This window comes from Pseudoxanthomonas sp. JC1303 (assembly GCF_058448525.1).
Genome location: NZ_CP185958.1, coordinates 3,958,333 through 3,980,912, shown reverse-complemented (window position 1 = coordinate 3,980,912; position 22,580 = coordinate 3,958,333). Strand labels below are relative to the sequence as shown.

Here is a 22,580-nt window from a genome sequence, read left to right as displayed (position 1 = left end):
GCAGCAGCTCCAGGCATGCCTCCGGCTTCCGCACCGGCAATGAGCCGGCACGTCGCGGGGAATCGGTGGAATGGACGTCCGAGGCAGCGCCGCGTCAGCGGCCCGCGGCGGCGTCCTTGTCGGTCGTGAAGTGGTAAACGATGCGGTTGACGTAGGTCTTGCCCGGATCCAGGCGCGCCGCGGCCGGGCCGAAGCTCGCTTGGTTGGGGGTATCGGGGAACAGCTGCGGCTCAAGCACGAATGCATCGCCCTGGCGATACAGGTGGCCGGACTTGCCCACCGTGGTGCCATCCAGGAAGTTGCCGGAATAGAACTGTAGGCCCGGCTGGTCGGAGACCAGGGACATCACACGACCGCTCTTGGGATCATGGACCCGGGCAACCTCGCGTGGCTTCGCCGCGCGCGTCTTGCTGATGACCCAGTTGTGGTCATAGCCGCGGCCCAGCGCCAGCTGTGGTTCCTTGCCGGCGTCACGCACGTCGCGGCCAATCGGCTTGGGGCTGCGGAAGTCGAACACCGTGCCGGCCACCGACGTGATTTCACCGGTTGGGATCAGCGTGGCATCGACCGGGGTGTAGGCATCGCCATGGATGGTCAGCTCCTGGTCCATCGCCGAGCCCGAGCCTTCGCCGGCCAGGTTCCAGTAGGTGTGGTTGCTGAGGTTGACGACGGTGGGCTTGTCGGTGGTAGCGCGGTACTCGATGGCCAGCGTGCCGTTGCCTTCCAGCGTGTAGGTCGCGGTGACCGTGAGCTTGCCGGGAAAGCCCTGGTCGCCGTCCGGGCTGACGTGGCGCAGGGTGGCGCGATCGGACTTGGCCTCCACGACATCCCACACCACTTTGTCCAGGCCTTGCTTGCCGCCGTGCAGGCTGTTGGGGCCATCGTTGAGTGGGACCTGATAGGCATGCCCATCCAGGGTGAAGCGGCCCTTCGCCAGCCGGTTGGCAAAGCGACCCACGACCACGCCGAAGTACTGCGGATTATCCAGGGTTGCCTTGAGCGTGGCGTCGCCCAGCACCACGTCGCCGGGCTTGCCGTTGCGGTCGGGCACGTCCAGCGCATGCAGGGCCGCACCGAGCGTGCTGATGGTGGCCTGCATGCCGTGGCCATCGTGCAGCGTGATCGTCTCGACCTTGGTGCCTTCCGGCGTGGTGCCGAGCACCGCGCGTTCCTGCGCATCCGCCGCGGCGGACGTGGCCAGCAAGCCGGCCGCGCACAGCATCGCCCCTCTCACGACATTCCCCATCGAACCATCCCTCCAGAAGTTGTGAGTCTACTAAACCATATTATCGGACAATTAAAACGCTGCACTGCAACAGCGGCACCAGTAACGGCATCCGCTCATCGGGCGATGCATCGATCCAGTTCGACGAATCCCTGCGCCACGGCATCCTGCGAAGGCACGATGCTGGCGCTCTCGCCGAGCACCTCCAGCGCCGCGCGGTAGAGCGCACACACCGGGCCGGAGCCCACCAGCGGAATCGGACCGGCGTCGAAGCCACCGAACACTGACCGCGCATCTCCGATCTCCGCCCCGATCAGCAGTCCGCGCAGGTAGCTGCTGGCATCCTCGGGGGCCAGGCCCTGGCGGATGGCGCGGGCGCGCACGCCGAACAGCAGTGCACCCAGTCCCAGGCCGCCGGACGCGCCTTGGCGCACCCCGTCGGCGAAGGCTGCCCCAACGTGGCCGGGACCCCGCATGATCGACGACAGCGCACCGCCGGTGGAGAGACGGTCATGCAACTCCCCGGACAGGGTGGTCATGAACTCCGCGATCCGTCCGTCCCGCACGCTGACCCACTTGGTGTGCGTCCCCGGCAGGGCCACCACTGGCGCCTGCCCAAGTCGACCGGCGGCCAGCAGGCCGAAGAACTCGGTCTCCTCGCCGCGCATGATGTCCGGCGCGCCGTCGCGGGCACGGACGCAGGCCAGGCCAGGGACGATCTTCATGTCCAGCGTGCCGATGCGCACGTCGACCAGCTGCGCGGCCACCTGGGCCACGTCGGCCGGACACGGGACATAGCCCGCGTCGGTCCAGCCGATGTTGGAGCCGATCATGCCGGCGGCGTAGACGTGCTCGACCTGCGGCCAGCGGGTGCGGACCTGATGGGCGAGCGCGGCCATTCCGTCGCGGTCCAGGGTCGCCACGCCGGCCGCGACCTCCAGTGCATCCTCGATGCCGGCCTCGGGCGCGATCCGGTAGGCGCGGAAGTTGGTGCTGCCCCAGTTGATGCCGACAATGCTGTCGGTGCGGGTCTCGGTCATGTGACGGGATTCCGGTAGAAGGCGAGGATCACGGGCCCACCACCGGGCGGCCGTGGGTCCAGTCCAGGGGCAGGATGTAGAGCGCACGGTAGCGCGACCCGCCGGGTCCGGCCGGCCGCCAGCCGTGGAAGGCGATCCAGTCGCGCCCATGGGCGTGGAAGACGCTCTGGTGGCCCGGTCCGACCAGCGCCGGCGGCCCCGGTCGACTGGACAGGATGGGATTCTCCGGCGCGTCGTGGCAGGGGCCGAGCGGTCCCTCACAGCGCGCATAGCCGGTGGCATAGGCACCGGAGCCATAGTCGTTGCCGGCGTAGAACAGATACAGCTGGCCGGCGTGCAGGACGAACTGCGGCGCTTCGATGACATGGCCCTCCCATGGCGCATCGTTGGCGATGCCGGCCAATGCCTGCGGCTGTCCGGCTAGCGACAGTCCGTCGCCCGCCAGGCGCTGGACCAGGAAGCGGGTGGTCACCCCGCAGCAGTTGCCGTCTGTCTTGTAGACCAGCCACAGCCGCGCGTGTCCTGCGGCATCGGTGTCGCGATACGGGCTGGCATCGATGACGCCGTAGGTTCCGCCGCAGGTCAGCGGCTCAGGCTGCGGCACGAACGGGCCCTGCGGCGTGTCCGAGGTCGCAGCGCCCAGGCACAAGGTGAGGCCATCGGGGCGCTGCCGGGTGGCATGCCGAGCGGTGAAGTACAGGACATAGCGCGTGCCGATCCGCATGACTTCCGGGGCCCAGATATCCGGACGTCCGGCCCGCGCCCATGGGGGCGGGGAGGGCATCGCATCGACCGGTGCGGTCCAGTGCAGGCCATCTGCCGAGGTGGAATGCGCGACGTGGAGCGGCGCACCTCCAGGCCCGGCGCGGTTGGTCGCGTAGGCCGCCAGCGAACCGTCCTCCAGCGGAAGGATGAACGGGTCGGCAAAGCCGGTGTCGAGCACAGGCGCGACGGGCAGTGCCTGCGTGCGCTGCGGCGGCGTGGCGCAGCCGCCCAGGAGCAGCGCGGCCAAGGTGATCGATGCCAGGCGGCGGCGCTTTTCGGCAAGAGTTGAAAAAATCATATTGTCGGATAATATGCGCGAACGCCGGCCTGTCAAAGGTCGGATCAGTTTGTCGGCATCAGCGCAACGCCTTGGGAGGGGACATGCGCGTCACGACCGCACTATCGGCGCCGTCCCGGCGCCGCACGTCCGCCAATGCTTCCGTGACACGGCCTGCGCCACGTGCGTGGTGCCCGCGCGGAATCCTGCGTTGATGCCCGCCGCACCGCGGCAAGGCACGCGGCCGCCCGCGTTGACGCCCCGCCGCGTCCGCGCATGCGCATGGACACGCTTCCCAACGACCAGACACCCCATCCGCCTGCCTGCCGCCCATCCGGCGTGCGGGCCGGCTCACCGCACCTGAAACCCAGACCGGAGCACCTCATGCCCTCACGCCCCCTTGCCATCCTGCTCTTGAGCGCCGCCCTTGGCGCCGCCTGTGTCCTGCCGGCCGGCGCCCGTCCCGCGCCCGAGGGCGCCGCCGCGGTCGTCGACGCGCCTGGGCGCTGGAGCACCGAGCGCGCCAATGCCTGGTACCAGGCCCAGCCCTGGCTGGTGGGCAGCAACTACATCCCGGCCGATGCGATCAACCAGCTGGAGATGTTCCAGGCGGCGACCTTCGACCCGGCCCGCATCGACAAGGAGCTGGGCTGGGCACATGACCAGTTCGGCATGAACACCATGCGCGTCTACCTGCATGACCTGCTGTGGACGCAGGATCCCAAGGGCCTGATCAAGCGCCTGGACCAGTTCCTGACCATCGCCGACAAGCATGGCATCCGCCCGGTCTTCGTGCTGTTCGACAGCTGCTGGGATCCGGACCCGGTGCTGGGCCCGCAGCACCGGCCGATTCCCGGCGTGCACAACTCCGGGTGGGTGCAGAGCCCGGGGCGCCATGCGCTGGTCGACCCGGCCAACGACCCGCATTTCCGCAGCTATGTCCAGGGCGTGGTCGGTGCGTTCGCCAAGGACGAGCGCGTGCTGGCCTGGGACATCTGGAACGAGCCTGACAATCCCGGCGGCGGCAACTACATGGACAAGCAGTTGCCGGGCGAGCAGGAACGCATCGCCGAACTGCTGCCCAAGGCATTCGCCTGGGCGCGCAGCCAGTCGCCCATCCAGCCGCTGACCAGCGGCGTGTGGATCGGCAAGGACTGGTCGCCCGGTGCACCGGACCTCAACGCGATCCAGCAGGCGCAGCTGTCCAACTCGGACGTGATCACCTTCCACAACTACGAGCAGCCGGAGAACTTCGAGGCGCGCATCGCGCAGCTGCGCCCATACGGCCGCCCCTTGATCTGCACCGAATGGATGGCGCGCGGGAGTGGCTCGGCCGTGGACACCATCCTGCCGATCGGCCATCGCGAGCACATCGGGATGATCAACTGGGGCCTGGTCGACGGCGCCATCCAGACCCGCTTCCCATGGGACAGCTGGGAGCGGCCGTACACGATGAAGGAGCCGGTGCTCTGGTTCCACGACCTCATCCACGCCGACGGCACCCCGTATCGCGCCCGCGAAGCGCAGCTCTATCGTCAGCTCGAGGCCGAGCAGTCCGCACCGGCACAGGCCGCGGCGCGCTAGCTCGACGCAGCAGGCAACACCGAACACAGAAGGCCCCCACGCCCTCTCACGCGGCCACCAGGCCCCCTCCGGAGTTCCGGCATGAACGTACGTATTTCCCGCCCCGTCGCCACCGTGCTGGCCAGCGCTGTTGCGCTGGCCCTGATGAGTCCCGCCACCGCGCAGGAAACAAGCACGAGCGACCCGGCATCCGCCCCAGCGACTTCCACGGCCACCCCGCGCGAAGACACCCCACAGTCTGCCCAGGCCCAGGATGTCACGCCCGAACAGGTGGACGCGCAGGAACTGGGCGCGGTGAAGGTGGTCGGGCTGCGCGCCAGCCTGCAGACCGCCCAATCGATCAAGCGCGATGCCACCCAGATCGTCGATTCGGTGGTCGCCGAAGACCTGGGCAAGCTGCCCGACGTCACCGCCTCGGCGTCCCTGGCGCGCGTGACCGGCGTGCAGGTGACCCGCGCGGCGGGCGAGGCCGCCGACGTCCAGGTGCGCGGCCTGCCCAACCTCACCACCACCTACAACGGGCGGGAGATCTTCACCGCCGAGAACCGCAGCGTGGCCCTGCAGGACTTCCCGGCCGGCGGCGTGGCGGGGCTGGATGTCTACAAGTCCAGCACCGCCGACCTGGTCGAACCCGGCATCGCCGGCCTGATCGACGTGCGCTCGCGCCGGCCATTCGACTTCGAGGGGCGCGAACTGTCCGGCTCGCTCAACTACGCCTATTTCGACCAGTCCGACAAGGGCGATGCCAACGGCAACTTTCTTTTCAGCGACCGCTGGGACACCGAAGTGGGCGAGATGGGCTTTCTGGTCAACGCGGCCTGGAATCGCCTGCGCTTCCTGGATTCGACCCGCGAGAACTCGCTGGTGATGGGCGTGGCCCAGCCCAGCCAGACCGACCAGCCCGGCTTCCGTTTCCCCGACGGCATCGGCACCTTCTACGGGCAGGGCATGCGGACGCGCCCGTCGATCAACAGCGCCTTCCAGTGGAAGCCCAACGAAAGCTGGGAGCTCAATGCGGATTTCCTCTACCAGGGGTTCCGCAGCCACGACAACGACAGCTACATGTTCGTGCCGCTGTATACGGCCGAGACGCAGTTCTCCAACGTGGTCACCGTGCCGGGTGAATCGGGTCCACAGGCGCAGAGCCTGACCGCCACGGGAGGCCTGCGCCCGGAGGGGTACCAGGCGTCGACCAACGCCAGCACCAACACCTACCAGATCGGGCTGGGTGCGGTGTACCACGAAGGCGGCGTGCGCTGGTCCACGGACCTGGCCGCGACCAATTCGAAGTACAAGCTCAAGCAGGCCAACATCGATTACGCCTTTGCGTATGCGCCGACCGTGGACGTCAACTACGCTGTGCCTGGCAGCGACGGCGGAGGCAGCTACGGCTTCCGTGATTTCGACCTGAGCAACCCTGAGAATTTCATCTTCCGCGGGCTTTACGACCGCAACTACGAGGCTTCGGGCAAGGATCTTCAGGCCCGGACCGATTTCGAGTTCGTCCCGCAGACCGGCATCATCAGCGCCTACCAGGCCGGCCTGCGCTTCACCAACCGTGACGCCGAGCGCAAGAGCGGCGATCGCTATGGCTATGTGGAGGGGGCAGGGCTCACCTATCTGGACCTGCCGGTCGACCTGTCGATGACCGGAGGTGGTTTCGAGGGCGACGACCACGCGCCGCCGACCCGCTGGATTTCGCCCACCCGGGACAGCATCCGCGACAACGTCAATGCCCTGCGCGAACTCACCGACGCGCTGCTGCCGGCGGACAACCACGATTTCGATGCCATCGGTCTGCCGGCCTTCAATCCGCTCAATACCTTCAACGCCAACGAAAAGGCCACCACCGCATATACCCAGGTCAAGTACGTCCTGGACACGACGATCCCGATCGACGGTGCGCTGGGCCTGCGCGCGGTCCACACCAAGACCCAGGTGGACGGCACCTCACGCGATGACCAGACCTCGACCTATTCCCCGATCAGCAGCAGCAACAGCTATACCGACTACCTGCCCAATGCCAGCATCCGCTTTCGCCTGACCGACAGCTTCCAGATCAGGGCGGCGGCGACCAAGACACGTACGCGCCCGAACTTCGACCAGCTCAATCCATCCACGATCGTCAACTCGCCGCAGGGCGCGTGCAACATCGATCCTGGCAGCGTGAACTGCTTCCGCACCGCTTCGAGCGGCAACCCCGGGCTGTCCCCGCTGGAGTCGGAGAACTACGACCTGTCCTTCGAGTACTACTTCTCACCGACCGGCTCGGCCACGCTGGCCTTGTTCCGCCGCGATGTGAAGGGGTTCATCTCCAATGTCACCACCGATGTGGCCGATGCCGAATACGGCACCCTGCGCCTGACCCATCCGGAGAACGGCGGGGAAGGCAAGCTGCAGGGCACCGAGTTCGCCTTCACCAGCTTCCTGGATTTCGACGCCTTGCCCAAATGGGCGCGTGCCTTTGGCGTCCAGGCCAACTACACCTATATCGACAACGGCGCCGAACAGGGCCCGACGGTGGCTGCTTCGATCCCCGGCAAGCCTCGCGTGCCGGGGGTATCGAAGAACTCTTACAACCTGGTCCTGATGTACGAAAAGCCCGAGTTCTCCGCGCGCCTGGCCTACAACTGGCGCTCCAAGTGGGTCCAGGAGTACTCCCAGGTCTACGACGTCGCCTTGAATGCCAACGGCCCGTTCATGCCGCTGGTGCAGGACGATCGCGGCGTCCTGGACATGTCGCTCAATTGGACCCCGATCGAGTCGGTGACCTTTGCCTTCGATGTGTCCAACATTCTGGGCGATCCGATCACCAACTCACGCACCTACAACGTGCAGGGCGACACCTACGCGCGCCAGGTCAAGTACCTGGAAACGGTGTATTCACTCGGGATGCGCGTGCGGTTCTGAAGAAAGCCTCCGCAAGGTGGGGCGCCTGGAATGGGCGCCCCGCAGGCGTTTCGCGGATGGTGCGTGGCTTGTCGGCCGATCGGCGGGACATCCCGGGCCGCCGAATTGACCCCATGCCGGGTCGTGGCGCTCAAGCCCCTGCAGGCGCCACGTTCCAGCGCTCAATCACCGGGGTCATCGCATGGCGCGCATCCAGCGCCAGCAGGCTGAGCGTTGCGGGCTCCAGCACCAGGTGGGCGCCGGCCGCGACCGGCAGGCCCAGCCAGCGTGTGGCCAAGACCCGGCCGAAGTGTCCGTGCGAAAACAGCGCGATATCGCCAGACAGCCCGCGCAGGCGCCGCACCAGACGGTCGGCCCGCTCGGTGACCGCCGCCGGGCTTTCACCATTCGGGCAGCCATCGCGCCAGATGTCCCAGTCCGGTCGCTCGGCCCGGATCTCGATCGAGGTAAGACCCTCGTCGTCGCCGTAGTCCCACTCGGCCAGGTCGGGCTCCACCTCGGCCTGCGCTTCCAGGCCGGCCAGCGCGCAGGTGCTGCGGGCACGCATGCGGGGGCTGGTCAGGACGGTGGAAAACGCGGTGGCGCCCAACAGCGGGACCAGGGCGCGTGCCATCTGCTCGCCCCGCGCGGTCAGGGGGATCTCGCTGCGGCCGGTGTGCCGACCTGTCCGCGACCATTCGGTTTCGCCATGCCGCATGAGGTGCAGGCGGGGAGGGTGGGCGATCGGCGGCGTGGCGGCGTCATGGTCGGGAACGGACATCGGAAAGCTCGACGGAGTAGGGCGGGGGAGCATCGCATGACCTCCATGAATAGGTGTCCGGCGCGAGTGCCCGTGGAGCAAAAGATGCCTTGGGATACCATGAGCGGCTGCTCGACTCCTGATTCCAACGCCCCCGTGACTGACTCCATGCGTCTTGACATCACCCGCCCCGACGATTGGCACCTGCACCTGCGCGACGGCGAGACGCTCGCCTCCGTCATCGGGCACACCGCCGCGCGCTTCGCCCGCGCCATCGTGATGCCCAATCTCAAGCCGCCGGTGGCGACCGTGGCCCAGGCCGAGGCCTATCGGGAGCGCATCCTGTCCAGCTTGCCGGCCGGGTCGGACTTCCAGCCGCTGATGACCCTGTACCTCACCGAGGACACCGCACCGGAGGAGATCGCCCGGGCCAAGGCCAGCGATGCGGTGTTCGCGGTCAAGTACTACCCGGCCGGAGCTACAACCAATTCGCAGTCCGGCGTACGCGATCTGGCGCGCGTCAATGCCGTGCTCGAGGCAATGGAAGAACACGAGCTGCCGTTGCTGCTGCATGGCGAGGTGACCGATGCGGACATCGACATCTTCGATCGCGAACGGGTGTTCATCGAGCGCCATCTGCTGCCGCTGCAGGCGCGCTTCCCGGGGCTGCGCATGGTCCTCGAACACATCACCACCAAGGACGCGGTGGAGTTCGTGACCGCTGCGCCGTCCAATGTGGCCGCCACCCTGACTGCGCACCACCTGCTGCTCAACCGCAACGCGCTGTTCGAAGGCGGCATCCGTCCGCACAACTACTGCGCGCCCATCCTCAAGCGCGAGACCCATCGCCAGGCGCTGCTGCAGGCCGCGACCAGCGGCGATACGCATTTCTTCCTCGGTACCGACAGCGCGCCGCACGCGCGCGAAGGCAAGGAAACTGCCTGCGGCTGCGCCGGCCTGTACACCGCGCACGCGGCCATCGAGCTGTACGCCGAAGCTTTCGAGCAAGCCGGCAAGCTGGAGAACCTGGAGGCGTTTGCCAGCTTCAATGGCCCGGACTTCTACCGCCTGCCGCGCAACACGGGCCGCATCGTACTGGAGCGCAAGTCCTGGACCGTGCCGGAGCGTTATCCGCTGGCTGGTTCGGCCGTGGTGCCGATGCGCGCGGGCGGGACGGTGGGCTGGTCGCTGGTCGACACGGACGTTTGACGCGTCGGGCTATGTCCATGGCGGGGAGGGCGGTTCGAGCCCACTCCGAGCCCCGTTCCGATGCCTTTGGACATATGGCATCCAGAGCACGGTGACGGCTGTGCGATAGCGGAAGACCGTGATGCCGTTAGAGAACATGGCGCGCGCCAAGTCGCGCGTTCTTGCATCCTGCCGCTACGGGTACCCTCCTTCTCCAGACCGCTGAAACAAGATTCGGATACGGCATCTTTCCAGCAGCGGCAACGCCGATCCATGCCGGGTACCGGGAAGGCTGGGGCACAAGGTCTTTTGCCACTGCGCACTGCCGCAGCGTGTGCCTTGGCACGGCTGCGCGACCTCGCGAGATTCCTGTGAATCGACGCGGCCGCAATCGTGGCCGAGGCGGGGAGGCGGGCGCGCTCGACCATTCGCCGAACGGCAAGCCGCTAGAACGCGGCGTTGAAACGCGGTTGCCCATCCGCCGGCTTCAATGCGCGAGTCATGGGCCACGCCTGCTGGGTCCATTGAAATGGAACGATTTCAGCGTGCTTGGTTAACAGACGGAAGCCGAGGCGACTGCCGCCTTGTACGGCGGCCGACGATGAGTGGCCTTGACATTTGTTTGCCGGCAAACATAATTGTTTGATGGCAAACAAAGTGAACAGTGCACAGCACGATTCGGTCGCCGCATGGGCCAAGCGCTGCTATCTCGCAGGCCGCTCCGTGATGGACGCAGCGCTTCGTCCGTACGGCATTGGCTCCACGCAGTGGTACGTGCTGCATCAGCTGGCGCACGAAGGGCCGACCATGCAGCGCGAGCTGATGCGGCTCCTTCAGATCGAGCGTGCGACGTTGAGCATCGTGGTGGGCGCTCTGGTGCGCAAAGGGCTGGTCGAGCAGGTTGCGGACAGCATCGACCAACGACAGAAGTTGCTGCGGATGACCAAGGCCGGCACCAAGCTGTGGAAAGCGCTCCCAGATCTCAACTTCATCCGCGCCGTGGCCTTCGACGGCCTCGACCCGGCCGAGGTCGCAACGGCCATCAAGGTGCTCAAGACCGCGACCGAACGCCTTCTAGAACATGGGACCAACACATGACGCTCCTGATCACTGGCGCCACCGGACTGGTGGGCGCGCGTCTGCTGCCGCGCCTCGTCCTCAATGGAGAAACCTGCCGGGCACTCGTTCGGGCCGGAAAGGAAGTCCCTGCCGGCGCGACGGCCGTCGAAGGCGACTTGCTCGATCCGGCTTCGCTTGCGCGAGCGGTGGAGGGCGTCTCGGCGATCATCCATCTCGCCGCGGTATTTCGCACGCAAGACACCGACCTGATCTGGAAAATCAATCTGGAGGGAACGCGCAACCTGATTTGCGCGGCGAAAGCGCATGCGCCCGAGGCGCGATTCATCATGGCCAGTACCACCCATGTCTATGACCAGGACAATGCCCATCCCGGCCGTGAGGATGACGCCACCGCTCCCACGCTGGCGTATCCGGCCAGCAAGCTGGCTGCGGAAACGGAACTGCGCGAAAGCGGTCTTGGTTGGTCGATTCTGCGGTTTGGCTTCGTCTATGGCGACAAGGATGGGCATCTTGAATCGCTGCCCAGGCACGCCGCCCACGCCAGGTCTCACCCGGCCAAGACAATGAGCCTGATTCATCATCGCGATATCGCCGTTGCCATGCAGCTTGCGCTGTCCGGCGTGATGGATGGCCACATCGTCAACCTCACCGATGAGGCACCGACTTCGCTTTACGAGTTGGCCTCGCTGGTCGGCGAGCCGATGGCATCCTCGTCCGAGCCATTGACCAATCCCTGGCATCTGCACGTGGACGGATCGCTGGCGCGCCAACTCGGCTTCCAACCCAGCGTGAGAACTGTCCACCAGGCCGTGGCAGAGCAGCTGCTGTGACGCGGGAGCGAGCGGCCTGCAAGATTGGCCGTTCGCGCCTCGCCAAGCGGGGCAGGGTGGGCAGCCTGGGATTCAGAGCCGGGGCCAAGGCGGGGCCGCGATGAAGGGACGGCTTCGGGCTGATGCCGTCGAACCCTGCCTCGAAATCCAGTCAGGTCAAAGCGCAGTTTTCAAGCTGTCGAAGGCGTCCCGGAGGAATTTGGCGGCAGGCTTCCGTGGCCCGGTCTGCTCTCTCCACGCCTGAAGCGCGATTTTCATGGCACCGATGGAGACCATCGCCACCATCCGCAGCGCAGGACGGCGTTCGGGCTGGCGCCAGACCTCGCACAGCGCGTTGAAAAGCGCCTGCTCCTGCACCGCGTAGTGGGCCTGCTTGCGTGCGATCAGCGACGCGCTCGACAGCATGAGATTGTCCACGGCCATCATCTGTTCGCTCGTGTAGTGCGCGATGTGCTTCACCATCACATCGCGCACCGCGGCGAGCGGCGGCACGTCAGGCGATGTCGTGAGCAGGCTGGCGATCAGGTTGGCCCCGTCGGCTTCCAGCCAGAAAAAGATGATGTCGTCCTTGGACTTGAAGTAGGAGAAGAAGGCGCGGCGAGAGATGCCTGCTTCGGCCGCGATGGCGTCCAGTGTCGTGGCTTCGTAGCCGTTCGTGAGGAAAAGCCGCTGACCAACCTCGGCAATGCGCTGACGTGTTGCGCGGCGCTTGCGCTCACGCGGGCCTTCCGCGGCCGTCGCGCCTGCTGACTGGAGGATTTCTGACATGTGCGTAGCCTATTGCATGCGCGGACCAAGTGCAATAATGTCTGCACTCGGTGCATATTTATTGGCATCAGGTGCAACATCACTCTTTCAGGCAGGCAAGGCTCATGACCCACTGGACAGCATCGAACATTCCTCCGCAGCAAGGCCGCTCGGCCATCGTCACAGGCACCGGCGGTCTTGGATACGAGACCGCCCTGGCGCTGGCACGGGCTGGCGGCGAGGTCATCATTGCGGGGCGCAACCGCCAGAAAGGCGAGCAGGCGATCTCAAGCATCCTCACCGCAATTCCGTCCGCGTCCGTTCGGTTCGAGCAGGTCGATCTTGCCAGCCTCAAGTCCATCGTCGCGTTCAGCGAGCGGCTACGGAGCCAGAGAGATCACCTCGATCTGCTGATCAACAACGCCGGCGTCATGGCGCCCCCGCAGCGTCGGGAGACCAGCGATGGCTTCGAGTTGCAGTTCGGCACCAACTATCTCGGCCACTTTGCCCTCACCGCGGGACTCCTCCCCCTGCTGCGAAAGGGCAAGGAGCCGCGCGTTGTCACCTTGTCGAGCATCGCCGCGCGTTCGGGCACGATCGATTTCGACGATCTCAACGCGCGGAAAAGCTACCGCCCGCTTCCGGTCTATAGTCAGTCCAAGCTCGCCTGTCTGATGTTTGCCTTCGAGCTGCAGCGACGCAGTGTGGCCGGTGGATGGGGCCTGGCCAGTCTCGGCGCACATCCAGGCGTGAGTCGCACCGAACTGATCGTCAATGGCGCCGGCGCGCGGAGCATGAGCGGGTGGGTTCGGCGCTATTTGCCTTTCCTCTTTTCTCCCGTATGGCAGGGCGCCTTGCCGACGCTCTACGCCGCAACGTCACCGGAGGCTAAGCCCGGCGCCTATTACGGGCCGAATCAGCTGAGCGAGACGCGTGGCTATCCCGTTGTGGCCAAGGCCCCCAAGGCGTCGCTGGATAGGCAGGTTGCGGCACGGCTATGGGATGAGTCCGAACAGTTGACGGGTGTGGTCTTTCCCACCGGCGAGGAATCGTAGCCGCCAGTCACGGCGCATCCGATACGCCCCTGCGTGAATGAAGCGGCAAGTCTGATAGTGCTGGAGGCCAGCGCCGGACGCCGTCGTGCGCGCCGGGTCTACACGCAGGCGCAACGATGGCGGCAGGGACCGCTGGCTTCGCGGCCCGGGCCTCATGTGATGCGTCTGCTGGGTGTGACCGCGATCAATTGAGCCAGCGCGAGAAGGTTGGCCTGCCCGACTACCGAGGTTCGCGACCAATGACGGTGGCGCGTCGAACTCTTCACGCCTCACCGTTTCAAAGCGCGCATGATCCGGGCCTTGGCAGCGCTCACGCTGCAGGGAAGTATCCAACATGCTTCCACCTTGGAGGACGTTCCTCTCGGCGTTTTCGAATTGGCGCCCGGAGGCACGCAAGTCGCGGGAAGCGACGCCGAGCCAGGTCCCGCTTTCACTTGCCTCGATACGGGATGCGCTCTTTGGCGACGAGCAGATGGAGGCCCTGGGCGAACAGCTAGGCCAAAGGCATGTCCTGCATCGCGAGCAGGGCAGGGAACTCCTACTCGCGCGCCTGAAGTCCAACGAGCGCGCCCTGTTTCTGTCTGCCGCGAGCCTGACCAGGGCGGCGACCGATGGACGGCGAATCCAGCCCGCCGGTGAATGGCTACTCGACAACTTCTATCTGGTCGAAGAGCAGGTGCGGGTGGCTGGCCTCCATCTTCCTGTCGGATATAGCCGCAAGCTGCCCAGGTTGAAGGCGGGGTCCGAGATTGGCGTGCCACGCGTCTACGAGCTTGCCAGGTTGGTCGTGGCGCATGGCCACGGGCGCGTGGACGCGATCACGCTGAGCCGCTTCATTGCCGCCTATCAACGTCGATCGCCGTTGATGCTGGGGGAATTGTGGGCCATTCCCATCATGCTGCGGTTGGCCTTGATCGAGGACATCCGCCGCGCCTCCGATATCGTCATGCGCGACGGCGAGCAGCAGCGTCTCGCGCAAACATGGACTTCCCTGCTCAATGAGACCGCCGCGCGCACACCGGAACACGTGGTGCTCGTGGTGGCGGACCTGGCCCGGTCGGATCCGCCCAAGACGGGAGCTTTCGTTTCCGAATTGACGCGCGGCATCCAGGGGCGCGGTCCCTTGCTCAATGTGGTGAGCACATGGGTCGAACAATGGCTTGCCACTGACGGCCAGCGACTGGACCAGCTGATTCACGCGGAGAGCCAGCGACAGGCGGCCGATCAGGTTTCGATCAGCAACAGCATTGGCAGCTTTCGCTTCCTCAACAACATGGATTGGCGTGAGTTCGTCGAGACCATGAGTGTTGTCGACCAGCGATTGCGCGAGGATCCGGCAAATGTCTATGCGCGCATGGATTTTCAGACGCGCGATGCTTATCGACGCGTCGTCGAACGCCTGGCGCAGCGCGCCGGGATGGCCGAGCTCGAGGTGGCCCAGGTCGCCATCGGGCTTGCACGCGACGCAAAGGGCGCTCCGGAGATCGCCGGGCACGTCGGCTACTACCTGCTGGATGCAGGGCTGGCAGGGCTTCGGACAGCCATCGGCAGCAAGCCCGACATCGGCGGCAGACAACTTTCCTCCTCCAGAGCGCCGTTAGCGCTTTATTTGCTTCCTATCGCGTTGATCGCAGGGGTCTTGAGCATTGTCCTGATGCGCTGGGCGCCTGGGTCGGAGAACGGAGCCCTGTGGTGGACATGCGTGTGCCTGGCCGTGCTGTGCGCGAGCGAGCTGGGGGTCGCCATCGTCAACTGGATCGCGTCGCTGGTGTTCGTGCCGGTCCCCCTTGCGCGCATGGACCTACGCAGCGGGATTCCGGCGGACTGCCGGACCTTGGTGGTCATGCCCAGCATGCTCGCCAGCCTGGCGGCGATCGATGAACTGATCTCGGCGCTGGAAGTCCATCACCTCGCCAATCGGGACGATCAGCTGCGGTTTGCGCTTCTCACCGACTTTCTTGACGCAGGCCAGAAGCTGCAACCTGACGATCAGGCGCTGCTGGAGCACGCCGCTGAACAGATCGGCATGCTCAATGCGCGCTACGCGCCGGAACGCGGGGGGCTCTTCTTCCTGTTGCACAGGGATCGCAGCTGGAATGCCGCTGAAGGCTGTTGGATGGGGCACGAGCGCAAGCGCGGAAAGCTGGAGGCGCTCAACCGGCTGCTGAGCGCTGAGGACCTCGAGGCGCAATCGCTGATCGAGTTCGCGCGTGCCTGCGGCGATCTGATCGGTCTGGCCCATGTGCGCTACGTGATCACGCTCGATAGCGATACCCAGCTCCCACGCGATGCTGCACGGATCCTGGTGGGCGCCATGTCGCATCCGTTGAATGCGCCGCGACTCGACGCGTCCGGCCGGGTCATCGAGGCCGGTTACGGAATCCTGCAACCCGGGCTTGGCACCGGAATGCGTGGCAGCGCCGAGTCCCGCTTCGCGCGCATGTTCGGCGTGGAACCCGGAATCGATCCCTATACGCGCATGGTGTCCGATGTCTACCAGGACCTGTTTGGGGAGGGCTCGTTCATCGGCAAGGGAATCTACGAAGTCGCCACGTTCGAGCGGGTCGTCGCCGGAAGGTTTCCGGAGAACCAGGTGCTCAGCCACGACCTGTTGGAGGGCTGCTATGCGCGGGCCGGGCTGATCAGCGATGTCCGGCTTTACGAAGCCCACGCACAGCGCTATGCGACGGATATCCAGCGCCGCATCCGTTGGGTGCGGGGCGATTGGCAACTGCTGCCGTGGCTTCTTCCCTGGGTGCCGACCGCGACGCGCGGCTACGCACGCAATCCGCTGTCCTGGCTGTCGCGAGGCAAGTTGCTGGACAACCTGCGCCGCAGCCTGGTGTCGCCTGCGGCCATCGTGCTACTGCTGATCGGCTGGGGATGGTCTTCCGCGCCGGTTCGATGGACCTGCTGGTGGCTGCTGCTCTGGGTGCTACCGAGTGTGCTTTCGGCGCTATACGCGTTGCTGCGATTGCCTGCTGGAACGTCCATGCGTTTCCATGCCGTGCAGGTATTTGGGTCGTTGCGCAGGCAGCTGCTACGGGCCGGGGTGCTCATCGCTTGCCTCCCTTACGAGTCGGGCGTGCAGCTGTTGGCGATCGCGCGGACGCTGTTCCGCCTGCTGGTCTCGCGGCGTCACTTGCTGCAGTGGAATCCCTCCAGCGAAGTGGAACGTCAGCGGAGCGGGTCGCAGCCAGAGTTGCGGCAGATGGCGGTTGTGGGCCTGTGTGCCGCAGTGGTCGGCGTGGCCATCGCCGTTTGGACGCCTGGCGCCCTGTGGGCCGCCCTGCCGTTGGCGGCTGCATGGCTGGCGGCACCTTGGCTGATGCGCTGGTTGGGCCTACCGCCAAGCCCGCCCAGTGCCAAGCTTTCTTGCGAGCAGCGGGCCTTCCTTGGGCGGCTCTCGTGCCGGACCTGGGATTTCTTTGAAGTGCATTGCAACGCCCAGCATCACTGGCTGCCGCCGGACAACGTGCAGGAACATCCGGTTGCCGTCGTGGCCAACCGGACTTCACCTACCAATATCGGCTTGGCATTGCTCGCCAACCTGGCCGCCTACGATCTGGGATATCTGAGTCTCTCGGGCGTGCTCGATCGCACATCCAACAGCTTGGCAACCCTTGAGAAGTTGCCGCGCTACCGCGGCCACTTCTTCAATTGGTACGACACGCAGTCCCTGATTCCATTGCCACCCCGGTACGTCTCCAGCGTGGACAGCGGCAATCTGGCGGGCCATCTACTCACGCTGCGGCAAGGCCTGCTCGCGATGGTGGATGCACCGGTGGTGTCCAAGGCCGTCTTCAGTGGCCTCGCAGACACTCTGTCCCTGTTGCGCGACTCGCACGCTTCGCATTGCGAGGCCGTCGAACGTGGTATTGCCTTGTTCGGCCATGCCCTGAACTCGGTGAGCGCGTTGCCGGAGCCGAGCCTGCGCCAGATGGGCGAGGCGTTCGCTACTATGCTCTCGCAAAGCGAACACATCGTGGCCGCACAGCGGTCAGCGCCGATGGAACATGAGGGCCAATGGGCGGTGAGACTTGTCGAGCGGTGTCGCGCCGCGCGTGATGATCTCTTCCATTGCGCGCCCTGGCTGGCTGGAACGCTCCCGCTGGCGGAAGACGTCGTTTCACGCGGGATTCCCAGCCTACGGGAACTGCATCGCGCCAGCGGCATAGTCGGCGTCAGGTCCTGGGCAGGCGAGCGCATCCATCAGCTGGAGCGGTTGGCACATGTGGCCGGACAGCTGTCGCTGATGGACTACGGCTTGGTTTATAGCCGTTCCAGGCACCTGATGTCGATCGGCTACAACGTCGACGAGCGACGGCTGGACGAGGGCCACTACGACCTGCTGGCGTCCGAAGCCAGGCTGGGGAATTTCGTGGCGATTGCCCAGGGGCAGCTGCCGCAGGACAGCTGGTTCGCACTCGCCCGCACCCTGACCCACACCGATACCGAGCCCACGCTGCTGTCATGGAGCGGCTCGATGTTCGAGTATCTGATGCCCCAACTGGTCATGCCCAGCTACCCGCAGACCCTGCTCGCACGCACGTCCACCGGCGCGGTACGTGCTCAAATCGCATATGGCGACTTGCGCGGGGTTCCCTGGGGGATCTCCGAGTCCGGCTACAACACCGTCGATACGCGCAGGAACTATCAGTATCGCGCCTTTGGCGTCCCCGGCCTGGGCCTGAAGCGGGGGCTCGGCCGCGATCTGGTGATTGCGCCCTATGCCAGCGCGATGGCCCTGATGGTCGCACCCGATGCGGCCTGCAAGAACCTGCAGCGCCTGGATGCACTGGGTTTCGGTGGCCGCTTTGGTCTGTACGAGGCCATTGATTACACACCGTCACGTGTGCCGCGAGGTGAATCCTGCGCCGTGGTCCGTTCGTTCATGTCGCACCACCAGGGCATGAGCTTGCTTGCATTGGACTACGTCTTGCGCGATGCGCCCATGCAAAAGCGTTTCGTGGCAGATCCCGAGTTCCAGGCGACCCTCCTGCTGTTGCAGGAGCGTGCGCCCAAACTCAGCGGGGTCTATGCCAAGGGCTTGGCCCGGGTCACCGAAAGCGCGAAGCCGGAAGATCTCGGAATACCGCTGCGTATCTTCCGGGATCCCGGGCAAGTGCGGCCGGTCGTGCAACTCTTATCCAACGGCCGCTATCACGGGATGCTGACAAGCGCCGGGGGCGGCTACAGTAAATCTCGTGACATGGCCGTGACCCGGTGGCGCGAGGACGGCGTGCAGGACCACTGGGGCACGTTCTGCTATCTGCGTGACATCGACAGCGGTGCGTATTGGTCGGCGACCCATCAGCCCACCTGCGTCGAGGTAGAGCGATATGAGGCGATCTTCTCGGATGCCAAGGCCGAGTTCAAAGGCAGTCACCTCGGCTACGACACGCACCTGGAGATCGCAATCTCGGCTGAGGATGACGTCGAACTGAGAAGGCTGACGCTGCGCAACCGCTCGCGGGTCACCCGGGTCATCGAGATCACCACGTACGCTGAGGTCGTATTGGCGCCTGGATTGGCCGATGAAATGCATCCGGCCTTCAGCAACCTCTTCATTCAGACCGAGTTGCTGGCAGAAAAGCAGTCGCTTCTGTGTACCCGGCGTCCGCGTGCCCAAGACGAAGCGCAACCGTGGATGTTTCACCTGGTCGCCGTGCACGATGCCGACGTGGCCTCCATTTCCTATGAGACCGATCGATCGGCCTTTGTGGGCCGGGGACGCACGACACGCCGGCCCGCGGCGCTGGTGGGTCCGCATGAACTGTCCGGCACGGTCGGCTCGGTGCTGGACCCGATCCTGGCAATCAGATGCAGGATCGCGCTTGCGCCAGGCCAGCGAGCGCAGGTGGACATGGTGTATGGCATCGGCGAGCAGCGAGCGATCTGCCAGGGTTTGATTGACAAGTATCGCGATCGCCGACTCGCCGATCGGGTCTTCGATCTGGCGTTGACGCAGAGCCAGGTGATCCGGCGGCAGATCGATGCGTCGCTTGAAGACGCCCTGCTTTACGAGCGCCTGGCTGCGGCCGTGCTGTTCGTTGATCCGCAGATGCGCGCGGACGCAGACGTGCTGCTGCAGAACCGTCGAGGTCAGTCCGCGCTTTGGAGTCATGCGATTTCAGGAGATTTGCCGATCGTGCTGCTGAGGGTTGCGGACACCGACAGCACGCATCTCGCGCGGCAGATGGTGCAGGCGCATGCGTACTGGCGGCTCAAGGGGCTACGGGTGGACCTGGTGATCTGGAACGAAAGCCAGGCCGGATATCGCCAGGCGCTGCAAGACAACCTTGTCGCGTTGATTTCTTCTGATCCCGAGGCGAACGTGCTCGACCGTCCGGGGGGCATTTTTGTCCGCTCGATCGAGCACATCGCCCAAGAAGACCGCGTGTTGCTACAGACGGTCGCGCGGGTGATCCTCAATGACGCGCACGGCACGCTTGCGGCCCAGCTTGAGCAACTGACGGCGGCCCTGCAGCTTCCACCCGTCCTGCAGCCCAGCTCGGCGAACTCCACTCCACGGCTTGAACAGCGAGATGCGTCCCATGCCGACCGCCCATCCTTGGACGCGGCCCCAGGCGAAGTGGTCCAGTTCGATAATGGATTGGGCGCGTTTGTCCAGGATGGCAGCGAGTACCGCATCGTGTTGGAAGAAGGCGTTTGCACGCCTGCGCCTTGGTGCAATGTGATAGCCAATGCCCAGTTCGGGACCGTGGTCAGCGAGAGCAACACGGGCTACACCTGGGCCGAAAACGCGCACGAGTTTCGCCTGACGCCTTGGCACAATGATCCCGTCAGTGATGCAAGTGGCGAGGCCTTCTACCTTCGCGACGAGGAGAACGGACAGGTCTGGTCGCCCACGCCCCTGCCGTGCAGAGGTCGCGGACGCTACGAGGTGCGGCACGGCTTCGGCTATAGCGTCTATCGGCATGTGGAGCAGGGCATCTCGAGCGAACTATGGGTCTTCGTCGACCTCGAGCGCGCCGTCAAGTACAGCCTGCTACGACTCGAGAACCTGTCCGGGCAGCCGCGTCGCCTGAGCGCAACCGGATACGTCGAGTGGGTGCTGGCGGACATCCGTGCGCGCTCGCAGCTTCATGTGGCGACCGAGCTGGACCTGGCTGGCGGGGTACTCATCGCCTGGAATGCATTCAACACCGCGTTCGATGGACGTGTGGCGTTCTTCGACGTCGATGCGCCATCCCGCAGTGTGACCGGCGACCGCAGCGAATTCGTGGGCCGCAACGGCTCTCTGGCCGATCCGGCGGCGCTGCGGCGTCAACGGCTTTCGGGGCAGGTCGGCGCGGGGCTGGACTCGTGCGCGGCCCTGCAGATTCCGGTCGATCTGGCCGCCGGTCAGGTCTTCGAAACGGTCTTTCGCCTCGGTGCAGCGAGCGGGCGCGATGCAGCGCTTTCCCTGGCCTCGCAAGTCCGCGGAGTGCCTGCCGCGCAGGCGGCATTGGAAGCGGTGAGGCAGCACTGGCGCCAGGTGCTTGGCGTGGTGCAGGTTTCCACGCCGGACCCGGCCGTGAACCTCCTGGCTAATGGTTGGCTTCTGTACCAGACCATCGCATGCCGCTACCTGGCGCGCAGCGGCTATTACCAGTCCGGAGGTGCGTTCGGCTTCCGCGACCAGTTGCAGGACAGCATGGCCATGGTCCACGCGCGGCCGGCGTTGGCACGCGCGCATCTGCTTCGGTGTGCTGCCCAGCAGTTCGTGCAGGGCGACGTGCAGCATTGGTGGCATCCGCCGCAAGGCCACGGCGTGCGCACCCATTGCTCCGATGATTTCCTCTGGCTGCCGCAGGCGCTATGCCGATACCTGGACAGCACTGCCGATGTGGCGGTGCTCGAAGAACAAGTCGGCTTCATTGAAGGCCGTGCGCTCAATGCCGACGAAGAGTCCTACTACGACTCGCCGCGACCCATCGGTCCGCCTCAGACGCTGTACCAGCACTGCAAACTGGCGCTGCAACATGGCTTGCGGCGTATGGGGACGCACGGGCTCCCGTTGATCGGGAGCGGAGACTGGAACGATGGCTTGAACCGTGTTGGCAAGGAAGGGAAGGGCGAGAGTGTCTGGCTGGCCTTCTTCCTCCACGACACCCTGAAGCGCTTCGCGCCGGTCGCCGCTCGTCAGAGCGATCAAGCCTTCTCTGATCTCTGCCTGCACGAAGCCTCAAGATTGCGCGAAGCGGTCGAGACGCACGGTTGGGACGGGCAGTGGTACAGAAGGGCCTGGTATGACGACGGCACGCCGTTGGGATCCACAGCCTCGGTCGAATGCCAGATTGACTCGCTCTCGCAGAGTTGGGCTGTGTTGTCCGGCGCAGGCCGTCGATCGCGCACCCAGCAAGGGATGGACGCCGTACAAGCGCAGCTTGTGGATCTGGATGCGGGCCTCATCAAGCTGCTGACGCCCGCCTTCGATCGGACGACCGATGATCCTGGCTATATCCGCGGGTACGTGCCGGGTGTGCGGGAGAACGGAGGACAGTACACGCACGCAGCGGTGTGGGTCTCCATGGCGTTTGCGGCGTTGGGCGACAGTCGCCGGGCCTGGGAGATGGTCGACCTGATCAACCCGATCCATCACGCCCATGATGCCGCCTCCCTCCAGCGCTATAAGGTCGAGCCCTACGTCATGGCGGCCGACGTGTATGCGGTCGTTCCTCATCAAGGGCGTGGTGGATGGAGCTGGTATACCGGTGCGGCTGGCTGGATGTATTGATTGCTGACCGAGTCCTTGCTTGGCCTTGGCCGGGAGGGTGACCGCATGCGGATTACTCCATGCATGCCCGAGCATTGGGATCGCTATGAGATGACCTACCGGGTGGGTGCCAGCGCCTACCGGATCGTCGTGCAAAGGCGCGCTGGGGACGCGACCTCAATGTCGTTGAACGGTGTTGTGATGAGCGATTCAAGTTTTGCCCTGGTGGACGATGGCGCCCGCCACGAGGTGTTGGTGGAAATTCCGGAAGCGGGCTGATGCACAGTAGCCGCCCGCAGCTGGAGACGAGGCTTGATCAACTCCGCCAGATGCTTCCCATCTGGTTGGAGAAACTTCGGCATCCGGCCGGATTCTGGCCTCAGTTTGACGCCTTGGCACAGCAGATCATTGATGACAC

General features: G+C 65.4%; 13 protein-coding genes. 8 read left to right on the top strand and 5 right to left on the bottom strand.

Features of this window, described 5'->3' with window-relative positions:
- Window positions 1-94: 94 nt before the first annotated feature.
- The 3 genes from ACORQU_RS17730 to ACORQU_RS17720 form a co-directional block, all read right to left on the bottom strand.
- Window positions 95-1,246: an aldose epimerase family protein gene (locus ACORQU_RS17730; protein WP_491642371.1), complete on the bottom strand. Its 1,152-nt coding sequence runs from the start codon at window positions 1,244-1,246 to the stop codon at window positions 95-97.
- A gap of 95 nt (window positions 1,247-1,341) precedes the next feature.
- Window positions 1,342-2,265, bottom strand: a complete 924-nt coding sequence (locus ACORQU_RS17725) for a 2-dehydro-3-deoxygalactonokinase (protein WP_491642370.1) — start codon at window positions 2,263-2,265, stop codon at window positions 1,342-1,344.
- Window positions 2,266-2,293: 28 nt separating this feature from the next.
- Complete coding sequence (locus tag ACORQU_RS17720; RefSeq protein ID WP_491642369.1) at window positions 2,294-3,277, bottom strand: glycoside hydrolase family 43 protein; 984 nt, start codon at window positions 3,275-3,277, stop codon at window positions 2,294-2,296.
- Window positions 3,278-3,691: 414 nt separating this feature from the next.
- On the opposite strand from ACORQU_RS17720, the gene ACORQU_RS17715 reads away from it, so the two are divergent.
- Window positions 3,692-4,891: a cellulase family glycosylhydrolase gene (locus ACORQU_RS17715; protein ID WP_491642367.1), complete on the top strand. Its 1,200-nt coding sequence runs from the start codon at window positions 3,692-3,694 to the stop codon at window positions 4,889-4,891.
- An 81-nt stretch (window positions 4,892-4,972) separates the two neighbouring features.
- Entirely contained in the window at window positions 4,973-7,801 is a 2,829-nt protein-coding gene (locus ACORQU_RS17710; RefSeq protein ID WP_491642365.1) for a TonB-dependent receptor, read from the top strand.
- A 130-nt stretch (window positions 7,802-7,931) separates the two neighbouring features.
- On the opposite strand, the gene ACORQU_RS17705 is transcribed toward ACORQU_RS17710, so the two are convergent.
- Window positions 7,932-8,561, bottom strand: a complete 630-nt coding sequence (locus ACORQU_RS17705; protein WP_491642364.1) for a histidine phosphatase family protein — start codon at window positions 8,559-8,561, stop codon at window positions 7,932-7,934.
- Between the two features lie 147 nt (window positions 8,562-8,708).
- On the opposite strand from ACORQU_RS17705, the gene pyrC reads away from it, so the two are divergent.
- The 3 genes from pyrC to ACORQU_RS17690 all read left to right on the top strand — a co-directional run bounded on the left by pyrC (window position 8,709) and on the right by ACORQU_RS17690 (window position 11,638).
- Window positions 8,709-9,749: a dihydroorotase gene (pyrC, locus tag ACORQU_RS17700; RefSeq protein ID WP_491642362.1), complete on the top strand. Its 1,041-nt coding sequence runs from the start codon at window positions 8,709-8,711 to the stop codon at window positions 9,747-9,749.
- 624 nt (window positions 9,750-10,373) lie between these two features.
- Window positions 10,374-10,826, top strand: coding sequence for a MarR family winged helix-turn-helix transcriptional regulator (locus tag ACORQU_RS17695; RefSeq protein WP_491642360.1), 453 nt, complete (start codon window positions 10,374-10,376; stop codon window positions 10,824-10,826).
- Window positions 10,823-11,638: an NAD-dependent epimerase/dehydratase family protein gene (locus ACORQU_RS17690; RefSeq protein ID WP_491642359.1), complete on the top strand. Its 816-nt coding sequence runs from the start codon at window positions 10,823-10,825 to the stop codon at window positions 11,636-11,638. The genes ACORQU_RS17695 and ACORQU_RS17690 overlap by 4 nt, the downstream gene beginning before the upstream one ends.
- Window positions 11,639-11,794: 156 nt before the next feature.
- On the opposite strand, the gene ACORQU_RS17685 is transcribed toward ACORQU_RS17690, so the two are convergent.
- The gene (locus tag ACORQU_RS17685) at window positions 11,795-12,406 is read right to left on the bottom strand and encodes a TetR/AcrR family transcriptional regulator (protein ID WP_271645833.1); all 612 of its coding nucleotides are present in this window, start codon (window positions 12,404-12,406) and stop codon (window positions 11,795-11,797) included.
- Between the two features lie 104 nt (window positions 12,407-12,510).
- On the opposite strand from ACORQU_RS17685, the gene ACORQU_RS17680 reads away from it, so the two are divergent.
- The 3 genes from ACORQU_RS17680 to ACORQU_RS17670 all read left to right on the top strand — a co-directional run bounded on the left by ACORQU_RS17680 (window position 12,511) and on the right by ACORQU_RS17670 (window position 22,441).
- Complete coding sequence (locus ACORQU_RS17680) at window positions 12,511-13,440, top strand: SDR family oxidoreductase (protein WP_491642358.1); 930 nt, start codon at window positions 12,511-12,513, stop codon at window positions 13,438-13,440.
- A 334-nt stretch (window positions 13,441-13,774) separates the two neighbouring features.
- A complete protein-coding gene (locus tag ACORQU_RS17675; RefSeq protein ID WP_491642357.1) occupies window positions 13,775-22,183 on the top strand; it encodes a glycoside hydrolase family 94 protein in 8,409 nt (2,802 codons plus the stop codon).
- Window positions 22,184-22,441 carry a hypothetical protein gene (locus ACORQU_RS17670; protein ID WP_491642356.1) on the top strand — a complete coding sequence of 86 codons (258 nt, stop codon included), beginning with the start codon at window positions 22,184-22,186 and terminating at the stop codon, window positions 22,439-22,441.
- The last annotated feature ends 139 nt before the right edge of the window (window positions 22,442-22,580 follow it).